Raw genomic sequence first — 14588 nt, 5'->3', positions numbered from 1 at the left:
GCAGTGAGCGTGCTTGCCTTCTTTTTGTTCTCTGTATGATCAGCCGATATGCTGCTGCTGTTTGAGCTTAAGCTCAACAAGCAGCGCGTGCAGCTGCTCTGTCGCTAGGCCATGCAGTACGAGTCGAAAGCCTGCTTTAAGCGTCGTGAGCGGCACCATGGGATGTTTGTTGTTTATAAGCGCCAGTCGGTCGTTGCTGCCGATAATTTTGGAAGCAAGGATGCCAATCGTTTCATCCAGCTGAAGGGAGTTCGTCGCACGCCAGAAGTCATTATCGGTTAGAAACATTTGATAGACAGGGGTGAAGCATTCAATGGCGGTCGTCAAATCCATAAAATTGGTCCAGCGATTAGGCATTTGCTCAATAGGCAGAGGTTCCGATGTGATGGCGTTAAAGTTAAGCCGGTCCTGCTTTGTAACCTCAATTCCTTTGTGACGCATCTCGCGATTAAGATTGATGACGAAGTTGTATAAATTGAGATCGTGAATGAGAAAAAGATCATCTTTTACCGGCTCCAGATTGGTTGGTTTGAGCGGGTTCATCTCGATCTGAACGTCAGGCACATTATCACGAATGAAGCCAAGCACCTCAGAGCCAAGATAGAAGTGGCGCAAAATCATATAATTAGCATCTTGGCTTACGAAGGTTTTCATTCCGAAATGCAGGACGCGGTGCAGCAGCCGGGATGAGGTGAGTGCTTTAGGTACGATTATTTTGTAAACCTGAAGAACAATAATCATTAATCTCGCAAAAGGACGCAGTACGGGCAGCAGAAACTGCCGTGATCTGCTAGAGCAATCCTTGAGGTAAGCAGCCTTGGCCTCCTCATTGAAGGGAATGCTCTGATCCATAAAGATGGCTAAAAACGGATTGGGATCGTTTTTGTCATGCGGCATTTGATGAAAATAATCAGTTTTGCTCATACATTGCCCAGCTCCTCTAATTGCAGCAAGTATAAGCGCGCCGTCGTTTTAGCTGTTTTCACTATTCGTCCTGCAATCTCCGCAGTGAGCATCGGATGCTGGACGACTGCCTCGAGCCTCTCAAAGTGCTTCTCATCAGAGTCGCTATGATAAAGCAGGAACGACACTTCTTCATCGCTAAGCCCAAGCTGATCGCGAATCATTTCGCCCCAGTAGCGCGCCATACGGCATCCAAGTCCCTCTATAATCCACATAGCGCCAATGAGATCAACGGGATTCTCGCGGCTAGCACGCTGGAACAAATAAGCCGACAATGCTTCACTGCCAATATTTTTTTCGCCTGATTGTATGTGTGCTAGGTCCCCGCCGATGGCGACGTAGTTGCGTTCTAGAATTTGAAAGTCACGATGCTCGTCACGCGCATGGGCAATGAACGTCGAACGAAGATCGATATGCTCAATCGCGATATACGAGGCGGCACGAGCAATCCACTGCGAACCGTCAATGACCTGTTGGCGGATGTTTTCCATTAGCAGCTTGTAGTCATGAAGGGTAAATTTGTTGTTGTACAGCTTATGAATAACCGGGACATGAGCCAGCTTTTGCTCAAAATCAATCCAAACCTGTACGAGCTGCCTAACGAGCTGCGCTTGAACGTGGTCTGCTTCGTTATATTCGAGATGAGGTGCCTCAGGCTGCCTCTCTTCAAACAACGGATCTGCGATATGTCGCACATCAGCTGTGTCGCCAACAACCGTCAACAGCATATAGGAGGTTTGGAATCGGCCGCTTTCCGGCACCATGCATAACACCTGCTCACCTGGCTTCAAATGGCCTTCGTTAAGCAGCTCCTCCAGCATGATGTAGATTGAAGCAGCACCGGTGTTGCCCTTCGTATATAAATTCGTAAACCATTTCTCCTCAGGAATGGTGAGTCCGCCAAGCTGCAGCAGCTTAAATATTTCGTCGCGGAAAAAATGAGATGAATAGTGGCATACCATCCAATCGATAGCGCTCGGTTCGATTTTGCCCTCATCTACCAGCTCGAAAAATCGATTAACCCCGACCTTAGGCATTTCATTAACGAGCCGAATATCTTGTTTGAGATTAAGAGCCCCGTCGTCAGCAGCTTCATGAATGGTGGCATAGTCAAGCCAGCTTTGCTGCTCGGCATTATCCTTGTTGGTTCCTGCATACATGCAGACATCGTATAGAGTAGCGTAGGATTTGTTGTCGATCCATTCGATGCGCAGGGATAAACCGCTGGCGGCAGGTTGATGCTGAAGAACCGCTGCACCTGCTCCATCGGACAGCATAAACCGAAGAAAGTCAGTGTCGAAAGGAATGGGATGATCGGCGACACCCTTTTGCGCTTCGAACCTCGTATTTTTGAACACGCGGCTCGGAAATTCACTGGCGCAGGAAATGGCGGTTTGCTGCTCTCCTGACTGCACATGCAGGAATGCGTTTTTCATCGCCTGCATACCGCTGGCGCAAACGCCGTGATGTGTCGCAACCTCCATGACAGGCAGCTTCGTTTCGGCATGCACCATACTTGCGAAGCCGGGAACAAGCAAATCACCTTGGGTCGTACCGACAGCGAGAAATGCGATTTGATCGCTCAGTGCCGCATGGTTGCGGGAGAGCGCATCTTGTATCGCAAGTCCTGCCATTTCTGCATTTGAATATAGGCTCTCTTGTTCTTTGTTTATCGCATAATGCCGAAAGCGTATTTTGTTTTGATCAAGAATGCGCCGCATCGACTTGGAGCTTTTACCGTTTATTTTGCCGAGATAATCCTCGATTTCATCATTACCGATAGGGGAGCCGGGAAGAAATTTACCAATGCTGGTTATATAGACGGGATTCATCAAGCACCTCCAAATAAGAAATATTTATAAGTCTTATGATCGGTTATGCAGCGTTTCAAGCCTAGTACTAACTTTATTTGGTACCGCAATTAAAGTAGGGCTTGAATATATGCATGATCGTCTTATATAATAAACGCATATCAAAACTGATGACTGACGGAGGTAACCCAGCCGATGAAGTAAGTACACGATTCCTGTAAACAACTTGTTTAAGTACAAGCGGCGTTCTCATAGCGAGAACCGGTCAGGGATACGTGCGTCGATTTGGGGACTTATGGATAGTCAATCAGCAGCGATAGATACGAGATGTTTACCCGCTAACTAGCGGTGTGACTCATCGTTATTTTCGTTTACCTGATATTCCCCTGCGTATTCGACCGTGTGCCGCTGGCCACGGTTTTTTATTATGTTTTTTTGAAATGGGGAATGTTCAATGATGCTATTAAAAGTTAAACATGTGAACAAGGAATGGGACGGCAATATCCTGTTCGAGAATAAAAATTTTGAAGTCAGAGAAGGCGAAAGGCTGGCTCTGTTTGGACGAAATGGCGTGGGCAAAACGACGCTGCTGCAAGGACTGACTGGCAGAATCTCATTCGATGACGGTGAGGTGCAGCGGCTGCTTCCTCTTGCAGAGTGGGGCTGGCTCGACCAGCAGGCACAGATGAATTCCTCACTCACGCTGCTTGAATTCGTGCATGCAGGCACAGAAGAATTGTTCCGATTAAAACGGTCGATGGTGGAGTTAACAAGGCGAATGCAAGAGGATGCAAATGAGTCGCTGTTAAGCGAGTACAGTGAACTGTACGAACGTTATGCGCAGCTTGATGGCTATAGCTGGGAGATGAAGGTGGAGAGATGCTTAACGCAGTTAAGCTTTGATCCCTCGCTGTGGCACTTATCATTTTCGCAGCTAAGCGGAGGTCAAAAGACGAAAGCACAATTAGCCGCGCTGATGGTAAGAGAGCCGAAGCTAGTTGTGCTGGATGAGCCGACGAATCACTTGGATTCTTCGGCTCTGGATTGGCTGGAAAAATGGGTGCAGGATTACCCGGGAACGGTTATTTATGTGTCGCATGATCGTACGTTTATCGACCGGACAGCAACGACTGTTCTTGAGTTTGAGCGAGATGGGTGCCGGCGCTATTCGGGCGGATATACGCAGTATAAGACGCAGAAAGAGCTGGAGCTAAGGACGCAGGAGGCGCTGCATAAGAAGCAGGAGCTGGAGCGTGAGAAGCTGCTTGAGAGCATACGCATGTATGCCGAATGGTTTCAGCAGGCGCATAAGGCGGCGGGTCAAAATGATTTTCTTAGATCAAAATCTAAGAAAAACGTGTCGCGTCTGCATGCGAAGGAGTCTGCGCTTGAGCGGTTGAACAAGGATAAGGTGCAGAAGCCGCGCGAGGACTCACAGCTGAAGATGCAGCTGGAGTCCGACGGTTTTGCAGCGGCTACGCTGCTTCGGATGGAGGACGTTAGTTTTGCCTATGAGGGGCATAGGAGTGTTATAAGCAGGTTAAACCTCACCTTAGGTAGAGGTGATCGATTAGCTGTGCTTGGTCCGAATGGTGTAGGCAAGTCGACATTGTTAAAGCTTGCGACAGGGAGCTTGCTGCCTAGCTTGGGCAAGGTTAGCATTCATCCGCAGGTGAAAATCGGATATTTTGAGCAGGAGCTTGATAAGCTCGACAATGAGATGACCATCCTTGACAGCTTATTGCTGCTGCCAGAGATGACGCAGTCGCATGCAAGGACGATTTTGGGCTGCTTCCTGTTTACGAAGGAGGACGTATTTAAGCGAATCGGGGACTTAAGCATGGGTGAGCGATGCCGAGTAGCATTCTTGAAGCTTTATTTTGGCAAAGCGAATCTGCTCGTGCTTGATGAACCGACGAACTATTTGGATATTAGCACGCGAGAGCAGGTCGAACAGGCGCTTCAGCATTATCCGGGTGCCGTTCTGCTTGTCACGCATGATCGCTATTTAATTCGCCAAGCCGCTAATCGACTGCTCGTACTCGATGGAAAAAGTGAACCGAGCTTGTTCCACGGATCGTATGAGGAGTATGTATCTAAGGATCGAAGCCGGCTGCTTTCAGCGGATGAACAGGTAAGCCAAAACGAGCGGGAGATGCTGCAGCTGCGTTTAACGCAGCTTATGAGCTGCGCTGAGCCGGAAGATCCAGCGGAGCAGAAGCAATTGATGAATGAAATTCGCCAGCTGCGCGCGCAAATAAATAGCTGATGGGTAAGCTGGAGGAAGGTGGATTTACAACATGGTTAGGAGAAACATGGCGTTTATAGTCTTAGCGATGCTCATGCTGGCTGGATGTGCTGGTCAGGAGCAGGATAAAGTGCCGAAGCAAACTTCAGCTTCAGATGAACCCTATGACTATACGATTAATGAGACGGAGGATGTTATTGCAAAGTCCGGTGAAGTAACGAATAGCGAGAGATTAGATGCTTTTGTGAGCGGAGCTATAGATCAGGTGCGAGTTGTACGTTTTATAACGGAAGGAAACCCGATTTTTTATAATCTTGCGTGGGCGGAGGATCAGATCGAGGTGCGTTACGATACATCACAGGATCAGTATGGATCATCAAGCGTAAAAACCTATTCATGTGACGGTTTGAAAAAAGAAGAAACGGGACGCGCTTACGCCTATAAGCTAAGTGGCTGTGGCGCAGCCAATAAGCCGATAGATTTGTTGGACGTTCCGATTTAGGCAGTAGATATAAGGGAGGGGCTCTCCTTAAAGCAATCTCTGAATATACAGCCCCCACTTTTCACGTAATATTCTGAAAAAAAGAACCTTCAAATTCACTTTCATAGTGGTTTTGAAGGTTCTTTTGCAAATAATATGGGATTATCTTACTCAGATTTACCCTTTTAGGATATCCCCTTTTTTTGTTGCTTTGAAATAGTGAAGAGTAGTATGACTGGAATTTGAAAGCTAGAAATGCAATATATGGTTTACATCTATATGGATATAAATTACAGTATTTACAAAGTGAATGATGGAAGATGTTGTGAATACGAATGGGTGAACATGCAAATGTGAAATTAAAGCTGGTAAGAGTGGAGAACGATATGTCATAGGAGCAGCTGGCTGACGCGTTTGGAGCTACTAGGTAGACGGTCGGACACAATGAAGCTGGCAATTACAATCCGAGTATTCTTCTTTGTATCGCTATTTGCAAGACACTCGGCAAAACGTTAAACGATCTATTTTGGGAGGCATCTTGATGAAGGTTTAGAGGCTCGTAGATGAACGGATCACGTCAGAGGTGCAGAAGTAGGGGCATCACGCGTTCGGCATTTTAGCTAACGAACTACAGTGGCCTTATTTGCTGTATAGCGTTCTGTTTTTGAATCTAACGAACACAGCGAGCCTTATTTCTTGTAATTTCGATCGTTTGGTCTCCATTAAGGGCAGATAACGACTCCTGAGTTCGTTAGATATTAATATAGCCCTGAAATTCAAGAATAACGACACCTGAGTTCGTTAGGATAAAGCATGAAACACAGATGGCTGAGGTAAGCCACTATGCTAGAATGCTTTTGGACTAAAATATTGAAACATTTTTAGTAGAGATTGATAATTGAGTGTTGAGTGAATAAAAAAATTCACAATTAACGGAAGTATCTATAACGTTAATGATTCAACCATTACTCGGAGGTGAGTACGATCTTAAAGAAGAAAAAGGCAATATTTATCGTTGTAGCTATTGTAGTTGTTTTTACATGGATTCTTACCTTTCTATCTCCCGAGTGGACGATCCGCAGACATATACTAATGAGCTTGCAGCCTATCAATAGCTTGAAAGCGGATATTTCCACAACGGGCAGAGTCGATGAAAAGTACGGTCATTTATACAATGTGAACGGGTATATGCATTACCCTACGGGAGATGAGCTGGGAGCCGTTTATTTGAAGAAGCTGGGGCCGTTATGGTATGTAGCGAGTGTAGGGACGGGTCCGTGAGGAAGAGGAAAGGGGTTGTCCCATAAGCAATGACATCTGCTTATGGGACAACCCCTATTTTTAAAAGCACTGCAACCAACGTACGAGGCAATTGAAGCGGGGGGATTATCGATTCACATCGACTTGAAGATTATGTTTTTTGAAAATGTGAATCATGGCGGTTTTGGCTTCCTCTTCATCTGGTCCATGTATTTCAAGGTGGTAGGCATGGGTTTGGTACAAGATGATGCTAAGTCCAAGGATGCTTTTGACATCGATAAATTTGGAATCACTGGTGCGGAGAACGATGCTTGATTTAAAATCGGCCGCCATTTGATTAATATCAACGATAGCTCTGATTCCAGCTGTCATTGGATAACCTCCGTTCCACTTTTCTTGTTTATCTGTACTCCCGCGGTATTCTGCGTGCTACGCCTGTCTTGATCGCTGCTCTAATGACGAGATCGCGAATGGCTTTCACAACGGCCTGATTGAAAACGCTCGGAATAATGTAGTGCTTGCTTCGTTCTTCATCCGAGATTGCGGATGCGATCGCCTCTGATGCCGCCAGCTTCATTTCCTCGTTAATCGTAGTAGCTCTGCAGTCCAGTGCCCCGCGGAAAATACCAGGGAAACACAGCACATTGTTAATCTGGTTCGGATAATCCGAACGTCCGGTGGCGATTACCCCTACAATATCCTCAACTTCCTCAGGCTTGATCTCAGGTGTTGGATTCGCCATGGCAAAGACAATAGGGTTTTCGGCCATCGCCATAACATCTTCGCGTCGCAGCAGTCCTCCAGCAGAAAGTCCAATGAATACATCAGCGCCTTGGATTACATCTCGTAAAGAGCCTTCAACGCGGTTCGGATTGGTATGCTCGGCATACCAGTTCCACATGCGGTTATCATAGTCAGTTCCAGCGGTTATCGCGCCGTTCCGATCTACACCAATGATGTTTGTAACGCCGGCGGATAAAAGAATTTTTGTGCAAGCGACGCCTGCTGCACCGATTCCGCAAACAACGACCTTAATGTCATGAATGGGCTTATTCACTATTTTTAATGCATTGATTAGCGCCGCATACAATACAACTGCTGTACCATGCTGGTCATCATGAAATACTGGAATATCGAGTTCTTCACGCAATCTTTCTTCAATCTCAAAGCACCTCGGCGATGAAATATCTTCAAGGTTAATTCCGCCGAAGCCGGGAGCAATCGCCTTAATAGTTGCGATAATTTGCTCGGTATCTTGCGTATCAAGGCAGATAGGGAAGGAGTCTACGTCTGCCAGCTGCTTGAATAGCATAGATTTTCCTTCCATAACAGGCATAGCTGCATAGGGGCCAATATTGCCAAGCCCTAAGACAGCGCTGCCGTCCGAAATGACAGCAACCGTATTTCTCTTAATCGTTAACGTAAATGCTTTTCTTTGTTCTTCATGAATGGCTAAGCAGACGCGAGCAACATCGGGCGTATAAACACGAGAGAGATCGTCGCGGTTCTGAATAGGCGATTTCAGTTTAGTTTCGATTTTACCGCCAAGATGCAGCAGAAATGTTCTATCCGAAATATTCACTAGCTTGACTCCGTGCAGGTTCTTAATCATTTCGGTAATAATGTTAATATCGACTGTATCCGTGACGGTAATGGTAATATCTCTTATCGTCATATGCTGACTGGTCTGAATGACGTCAATGGCCACGATATCTCCACCGGCTTCGAAAATAGAGGATGCAACCTGTCCGAAATGTACCTCTTTCGTATTCATTTCGAGACGCAGTATTACACTTTTCCCACCTAGTTTGTTGTTATCCATGGCTACCCCCATCAAATCTGTATTTTTTATCGTTCGTAATTAACCTTCTTCGTTAATGACAACCTCTTTCCCTCTCTTCTTTAGCAAAATAGGTATAATTAACCAGAGTGCTGCGATAATTAAGAAAACAAGCGACATCGGTTTTTGCAAGAAAATCATAAAATCTCCATTAGATGTCGTTAATGCTCTCCGCATATTGTTTTCAATCATTGGCCCGAGTACTAAACCAAGCACGAGTGGAGCTAGCGGATAATCATTTCGTACAAGAAAGAACCCTGCAATTCCACAGCCGAGCAGCAGCATTAAATCAAAGACTTGTGCCTGAACCGCATAAACACCAAATATAGAAATGGCAATAATGATTGGAATCAAATATTTCGGAGGCGTCTGAATGATTTTTGCAAATACCTTAACTAACGGCATATTGAGTACGAGCAAAATGAGATTTCCGATTAACATACTGGCAATTAATCCCCAAGCTACTTGAGGATGTTCCTCAAATAACAAAGGACCTGGCTGAATGTTATACATAATTAAAGCGCCCATCAATATAGCGGTTGTACCTGAACCAGGTATGCCGAGTGTAAGTAAAGGAATCATAGCCCCGCCTGATGCAGCATTGTTCGCTGATTCAGGAGCAGCCACTCCTGCAATATTGCCTTTGCCAAAGGTTTCTGGATTTTTGCTCATTTTTTTCTCCAAAATATAACTGAAAAAAGAAGCTAAAGTCGCACCGGCACCAGGCAAAATACCAATAAAAAAGCCTAAAACCGAACCTCGGGCAATCGGTCCTGCACTATCCTTCAAGTCCTTTTTTGTAGGCAGGATACGTTCAATTTTTGCTGCTTTACCGGCGGTGTAGTCTCTCTCCAAAATGGTTTTGAATACTTCTCCCAATGCAAATAGACCAACTGCTACTGTTAAAAACTCAAGGCCGGAATAAAGCAACGGCATGCCGAAAGTAAACCTTGCAACACCCGATACGGTGTCCATTCCGATGGTTGCGAGCAGCAATCCGAATACGGTCATAATGAGAGCTTTCGTAATGGACTTTCCAGCCAAGCCGCTTACGGCGCATAGTCCAAGAAGCATTAAGGAGAAATAATCGGCAGGACCAAACTTTATCGCAACCTCTGATAGTGGTTCTGCTAATACGATGAGCGCGATGACAGCAAATACTCCTGCAACGAAAGAACCGATTGCAGAGATGGATAAGGCAACACCAGCTCTACCCTGTCTAGCCATTTGATAGCCGTCTAATGTTGTCACGACAGAGGAGGATTCCCCGGGTGTATTAAGCAGAATAGAGGTCGTTGATCCTCCGTACATCGCACCGTAATAAACGCCGGCCAAAAGTATGATAGAGCTTGTGGCTGCTGCTTCAGGAGCTAATCCGCCCGTCATTGATGCAGTTACAGGTATAAGCAAGGCGACACCGCTCATGGGTCCTATACCAGGCAATACCCCTACAGCCGTACCTATCAACACGCCGATGAAAGCAAAGAGCAAGTTATGCCATTGAAAGGCGGTCGCAAAGCCGTCTGCGAGAAATTGTAGTGTATCCATTCATATGCCTCCTTTAGTTACGATAGCCATGACGGAAAACCAGGCATTGAACCTTCCAGAATGACAACAAAGATGACGTAAACGCCGACTGCAAACAATCCGGAGATCAAGATCGATTTTAGCCATTTTCCTCTTTCCAAAACTTGAAAGCTAATGAGAAGGAAGAGGAATGTCCCGATGATATAGCCGATCGTTTCTAAGAAGAAGGCGTATAAAAAAGCAGAAGCGAAAATAATGAGAAACTTCTTGTAATCAAGCTTTCCCGCTTTGCTGCTAGAGCCTTTAAACTTTAACACTTCGTAAAATAGACGTAAGCTTAAAATGACAAGCAGCGCCCCCAGACCAAAGGGAACGATATTAGGCCCGACCTTGCTGCCGTAGGATGAAGCGCTAATTAATGTGCTCTGCCACATGAATCCAACACCGAGAAGGAAAAATATAATGCTGGCGTATCGATCAAATGTTTTGTTCAAGGCCTTCACCTCCGATGAATGATGAAAGGAGAGGAGAGAGACTAGCTCTCTCCCATCCAATCACTCATGCTTATGCTTTTATCAAGCGTTTGCTCTTCGTTCAGTCATTTACTTCTGCATACCGAGCGCTGTCAACAGCTCTTGTACCGCAACTTCTTGCTCAGCAAGGAAGGCAGTGAAATCTTCGGAGTTTTTGTATTCGCTGACCCAATCGTTTGCTTTCAATTCTTTCGCCCACGCTTCGTGTTCAGAGAGAGATTTTAACGTTTTATCCCAGTAAGCGATTTGCTCTTTTGTCATGCCTTTCGGACCTAATACGCCGCGCCAGATCGTGAACTCTGCATCTATGCCCAGCTCTTTTAACGTTGGCACATCCTTGAAGTCACCTTCAATCCGTTCATCAGAAGTTACGGCCAAAATTTTGATTTTTCCTGCTTTTAAATAGCTGCCGAGGGAAGAGATGTCTGTTCCAATCGCATCAGCATTGTTGCCGAGCAGCGCAGCAATGGCTTCGCCTCCGCCATCATAGGACAAGTACTTGACTGTTTTAGGGTCAACGCCTGCTCTAAATGCGGGGAGTACGCTAATTAAATGATCCATAGAACCAGGCGCTGATCCTCCGGCAAGCGTAACTTTAGAAGGGTCTGCCTTAATGTCGTTAATTAGAGAATGAAGATCGTTGTATTTGGAATTTGCAGCAACCGCGATTGCACCGTAGTCCTTCGTTATTTGTGCGAGCGGGGTAACATCCTTGTAGCCGTAAGGGCTGTTTCCTTCTTTTTTGAGATTGTTAATAAGAATAGGCGGGGAGCTGACAAACAGCTTGTATGGGTCATTCTTGTCTTTGGTTACATATTCGGCTAAAAATACAGTGCCGCCGCCGCCGGGCTTGTTCTCAACAGTCATCGTTTGATCAACGAGCTTTGTTTCACCTAGCACTTTGGTCAAGGACCTTGCTGTCTTATCCCATCCGCCGCCAGCTCCCGATGGGGCTGTCACAATAAAAGGTTTCTCAGGATAATTAGCCGATCCGCCTTTTGATGCTGTTCCGCCGCAGGCCGTCAAACTAACAGCAACAAAAGCAGCAGCTACTATAGTTTTCCAATTTTTTGTTTGGTATCCCATACGAATAATCCCCCTTTAGTTTCATTCAAGTAAACGTATGAATGATTACTGTAAGCGCTTACTTGTTTGATATGCTTCATACTACCATCGCGAATTGGGGTTGAATACAATAACCACATAAGTTGAAAAGTAGTCATACTGTTTATTTTGTTCATAAAATTTACGGCCATTATCGACTCAAGGGACTATGTTCAGGGAAGCATGTAGAATACAATAAAATCAGCGTCCCGCGGATGAGAAGTTTTTGCATGGAGGTAATTGAATGCGATTACAAACGAGATTGATTTTGTTAATTGGAACTTTGCTATTTATTATTATCATTGCACTTACCTTCAGCTTTGAGAGAATACTAGTGACGACGCTGCAGAAAAATGTAGGTGCATCAGCTCTGGAAATTGCGAAGACAGTAGCGTTGATGGACGTCATTAGACATGCCTTTGAAGAGGAGAATCCTTCAGCCATCATTCAACCCATCGTTGAGAAAATTAGAATGGAAACAGACGCTGAGTACATCGTCATTGGGAATAAAGAGGGAATTCGATATGCGCATCCGCTGCCGGACCGAATCGGGAAAGAAATGGTCGGCGGTGACAATGGGCCTGTGCTGAATGGAGAATCGATCATTTCAGAGGCCGTTGGTTCGATGGGCCCCTCCTTGCGGGGAAAAACTCCCATTTATAATGATCAGAATGAAGTTATAGGCATTGTATCAGTGGGTATTTTATTAAAAGACATTGAACAATCGGCAGTGACATACCGTAATGCGATGATTATTTTTGCAGCCATTGCGCTGATGGTTGGATCTGGCGGAGCCATTGTTATTGCCAATAGCGTAAAACGATCGATCCATGGTCTAGAGCCTGAGGAAATCGGCTTGTTGTATCAGGAGAAGAGAGCTATTTTGGAAACGATCCATGAAGGCATTATTGCCGTTGATACAGAGGGAACGATTACCCTTGTCAATCAAACGGCTTTGAAGCTGATCGATCCGCTCGAGCAAATGGAGATTACCGGGCAGCATGTGCGGGATGTCATTCCAGAATCGCGGCTAATGGAGGTTATTAAATCAGGGCAATCGGAAATCGATCAAGAAATGACCATTAACGAAAGCAGTGTCGTCGTCAATCGCTTGCCGATATTTGATCATCAGCACCGGGTCGTAGGGGCGGTTTCCAGCTTTCGCAACAAATCCGAGCTGCTTCGATTAACAGAGGAGCTGACGCAGGTGAAGCGATATACCGAAGCGCTGCGTTCACAAACGCATGAATACTCCAATAAGCTGTATACGATTTATGGGCTAATCCAGCTGGAGTCGTATCAAGAAGCGATGGATATTATTACACATGAAACCGATGTTCATCAAAATCTGATCCATTTCCTCCTGCAGGAAATTCCCGATCCTATTATTGGCGGCATACTAATTGGCAAGTTCAATCGTGCGAATGAGCTTAAGGTGAAGCTTGAGATTGATTCCAAGAGCACCTTCAAAACGATCCCCGATGATCTAAACCGCAATCACCTGGTAACGATTATCGGCAATTTAATTGACAATGCGCTGGATGCTGTTCTCGAGAAAAATGATGAGAATCGAGCCGTGAAGGTGTTTCTGTCTGACGTAGGCAAAAGTTTTACGATCATTATCGAAGATAATGGGAGCGGCATTAAGGAGGATGTCGCAGAGCGGCTATTTGAGCTCGGTTTCTCCACGAAAAATGAGGATCATCGGGGTTATGGGCTAGTGATTGTTACGCAGGCGATACAACAGTTAAGGGGTCATATCCGTTTTGAATCGCGTCCGCAGGAAGGGACGATCTTTACCGTTGTGATTCCAAAAGAAAAGGGGAAAGATATATGATACGAGTGGTCATAATCGAGGACGACCTTCGAATTGCACAAATCAATCGACGCTTTCTAGAGAAGATAGAAGGTTTCGAAGTCGTTGGAATTGCAACAGATAAGCAGCTGGCGCATGAGCATTTAGATATTTTGGCCCCGGATTTAGTGCTGCTTGATTTATATTTTCCCGATATGAGCGGACTTGACCTGCTTCACTACATACAGAAAAACAACCCGTTAACAGATGTCATTATTATTACGGCCGCCAAGGAATTTGAAACGGTTCGTGAAGCCATTCGCGGCGGGGTATATGATTTTATGATCAAGCCGGTTGTATTTGAACGTTTTCAAGAGAAGCTGAAGTCTTATCAAAAATATCATAACCAAATGGCACTGCTCGGCGGCTCAAATAAACAAGTGGATCAAGAGGGGATTGATCAGCTGCTGTGGGGGGTAAATGATCGTACGGATAAGGATTCTTATTTGCCAAAAGGCATCGATAAGATAACGAATGAGAAAATACTCTCCTTCATTCAGGCAGGTCCTGAAGTATTAACGGCGGAGGAGCTTGGGAAAAAGGCTGGTTTCAGCCGTACGACCGCTCGGCGTTACTTGGAGTATTATGTGGCCAAGGGTGAATTAATAGCTGATATTTCTTATGGAACCGTTGGAAGGCCGGAGCGGGTTTACAAAAGAAAAGAGCAAATATGAGGCTGCCATACTTAGTTTTTCGAGAGGACAATGGATAATAAAAATAGCCCGTTAATGAGGAGCAGCGCACCAAAGATAAGGCCGGTTTTATTCTTTTTTATAAATTCCATTCGAACACCTCGCCACTTTTTTTTACTACATATAATTATCTCGTTTTTGGGCTTATTTTTCCACCTTTTTTTTGGTAAAAATGAAGTGAATATTAAGTTTGTGACGGAAAAAATGCACGCTTTTGTGCCTAAGCCTATGTTTATTCCGCTTTAAGGTTCATTATTTGTAGAAATTTGTATTT

12 protein-coding genes and 1 pseudogene are annotated in these 14588 nt (G+C 45.3%); 6 read left to right on the top strand and 7 right to left on the bottom strand.

What is annotated here, in order from left to right; all coding sequences use genetic code 11:
- Positions 1–39 precede the first annotated feature (39 nt).
- Positions 40–924, bottom strand: coding sequence for a DUF6999 family protein (locus tag AC1DOV_RS24115; protein ID WP_477551271.1), 885 nt, complete (start codon positions 922–924; stop codon positions 40–42).
- Entirely contained in the window at positions 921–2795 is a 1875-nt protein-coding gene (locus AC1DOV_RS24110) for a 3-oxoacyl-[acyl-carrier-protein] synthase III C-terminal domain-containing protein (protein ID WP_441885026.1), read from the bottom strand. The genes AC1DOV_RS24115 and AC1DOV_RS24110 overlap by 4 nt, the downstream gene beginning before the upstream one ends.
- A gap of 433 nt (positions 2796–3228) precedes the next feature.
- Between AC1DOV_RS24110 and abc-f the strand changes: the two genes are divergently transcribed.
- The 4 genes and pseudogenes from abc-f to AC1DOV_RS24090 all read left to right on the top strand — a co-directional run bounded on the left by abc-f (position 3229) and on the right by AC1DOV_RS24090 (position 6784).
- A complete protein-coding gene (gene abc-f, locus AC1DOV_RS24105) occupies positions 3229–5043 on the top strand; it encodes a ribosomal protection-like ABC-F family protein (RefSeq protein ID WP_477551270.1) in 1815 nt (604 codons plus the stop codon).
- 31 nt (positions 5044–5074) lie between these two features.
- Positions 5075–5524: a DUF4362 domain-containing protein gene (locus AC1DOV_RS24100; protein ID WP_477509943.1), complete on the top strand. Its 450-nt coding sequence runs from the start codon at positions 5075–5077 to the stop codon at positions 5522–5524.
- Positions 5525–5889: 365 nt separating this feature from the next.
- Positions 5890–6045, top strand: a pseudogene (locus AC1DOV_RS24095) (helix-turn-helix transcriptional regulator).
- Positions 6046–6478: 433 nt separating this feature from the next.
- Positions 6479–6784: a hypothetical protein gene (locus tag AC1DOV_RS24090; protein WP_430063362.1), complete on the top strand. Its 306-nt coding sequence runs from the start codon at positions 6479–6481 to the stop codon at positions 6782–6784.
- A 105-nt stretch (positions 6785–6889) separates the two neighbouring features.
- Here the strand turns inward: AC1DOV_RS24090 and AC1DOV_RS24085 are convergent, their stop codons facing one another.
- The 5 genes from AC1DOV_RS24085 to AC1DOV_RS24065 all read right to left on the bottom strand — a co-directional run bounded on the left by AC1DOV_RS24085 (position 6890) and on the right by AC1DOV_RS24065 (position 11749).
- Positions 6890–7135, bottom strand: a complete 246-nt coding sequence (locus AC1DOV_RS24085; RefSeq protein ID WP_339205101.1) for an HPr family phosphocarrier protein — start codon at positions 7133–7135, stop codon at positions 6890–6892.
- Between the two features lie 28 nt (positions 7136–7163).
- Positions 7164–8585: an NAD-dependent malic enzyme gene (locus AC1DOV_RS24080; protein WP_339205100.1), complete on the bottom strand. Its 1422-nt coding sequence runs from the start codon at positions 8583–8585 to the stop codon at positions 7164–7166.
- A 39-nt stretch (positions 8586–8624) separates the two neighbouring features.
- Positions 8625–10151: a tripartite tricarboxylate transporter permease gene (locus AC1DOV_RS24075; RefSeq protein ID WP_477551269.1), complete on the bottom strand. Its 1527-nt coding sequence runs from the start codon at positions 10149–10151 to the stop codon at positions 8625–8627.
- Between the two features lie 17 nt (positions 10152–10168).
- Positions 10169–10624 carry a tripartite tricarboxylate transporter TctB family protein gene (locus AC1DOV_RS24070; protein WP_339205098.1) on the bottom strand — a complete coding sequence of 152 codons (456 nt, stop codon included), beginning with the start codon at positions 10622–10624 and terminating at the stop codon, positions 10169–10171.
- 108 nt (positions 10625–10732) lie between these two features.
- Positions 10733–11749: a Bug family tripartite tricarboxylate transporter substrate binding protein gene (locus tag AC1DOV_RS24065; protein WP_477551268.1), complete on the bottom strand. Its 1017-nt coding sequence runs from the start codon at positions 11747–11749 to the stop codon at positions 10733–10735.
- A gap of 262 nt (positions 11750–12011) precedes the next feature.
- On the opposite strand from AC1DOV_RS24065, the gene AC1DOV_RS24060 reads away from it, so the two are divergent.
- Positions 12012–13604 carry an ATP-binding protein gene (locus AC1DOV_RS24060; protein WP_477551267.1) on the top strand — a complete coding sequence of 531 codons (1593 nt, stop codon included), beginning with the start codon at positions 12012–12014 and terminating at the stop codon, positions 13602–13604.
- Positions 13601–14296, top strand: coding sequence for a response regulator (locus AC1DOV_RS24055; RefSeq protein WP_441912023.1), 696 nt, complete (start codon positions 13601–13603; stop codon positions 14294–14296). The genes AC1DOV_RS24060 and AC1DOV_RS24055 overlap by 4 nt, the downstream gene beginning before the upstream one ends.
- Positions 14297–14588: the final 292 nt, after the last annotated feature.

It is taken from the genome of Paenibacillus sp. 01T47 (genome assembly GCF_056398245.1).
This window is presented reverse-complemented; position numbering and strand designations above follow the sequence as displayed.

Coding starts and splice junctions, on each gene's coding strand:
- AC1DOV_RS24115 (WP_477551271.1), bottom strand. CDS start 924: ATGAGCAAAACTGATTATTTTCATCAAATGCCGCATGACAAAAACGAT.
- AC1DOV_RS24110 (WP_441885026.1), bottom strand. CDS start 2,795: ATGAATCCCGTCTATATAACCAGCATTGGTAAATTTCTTCCCGGCTCC.
- abc-f (WP_477551270.1), top strand. CDS start 3,229: ATGATGCTATTAAAAGTTAAACATGTGAACAAGGAATGGGACGGCAAT.
- AC1DOV_RS24100 (WP_477509943.1), top strand. CDS start 5,075: ATGGTTAGGAGAAACATGGCGTTTATAGTCTTAGCGATGCTCATGCTG.
- AC1DOV_RS24085 (WP_339205101.1), bottom strand. CDS start 7,135: ATGACAGCTGGAATCAGAGCTATCGTTGATATTAATCAAATGGCGGCC.
- AC1DOV_RS24080 (WP_339205100.1), bottom strand. CDS start 8,585: ATGGATAACAACAAACTAGGTGGGAAAAGTGTAATACTGCGTCTCGAA.
- AC1DOV_RS24075 (WP_477551269.1), bottom strand. CDS start 10,151: ATGGATACACTACAATTTCTCGCAGACGGCTTTGCGACCGCCTTTCAA.
- AC1DOV_RS24065 (WP_477551268.1), bottom strand. CDS start 11,749: ATGGGATACCAAACAAAAAATTGGAAAACTATAGTAGCTGCTGCTTTT.
- AC1DOV_RS24060 (WP_477551267.1), top strand. CDS start 12,012: ATGCGATTACAAACGAGATTGATTTTGTTAATTGGAACTTTGCTATTT.
- AC1DOV_RS24055 (WP_441912023.1), top strand. CDS start 13,601: ATGATACGAGTGGTCATAATCGAGGACGACCTTCGAATTGCACAAATC.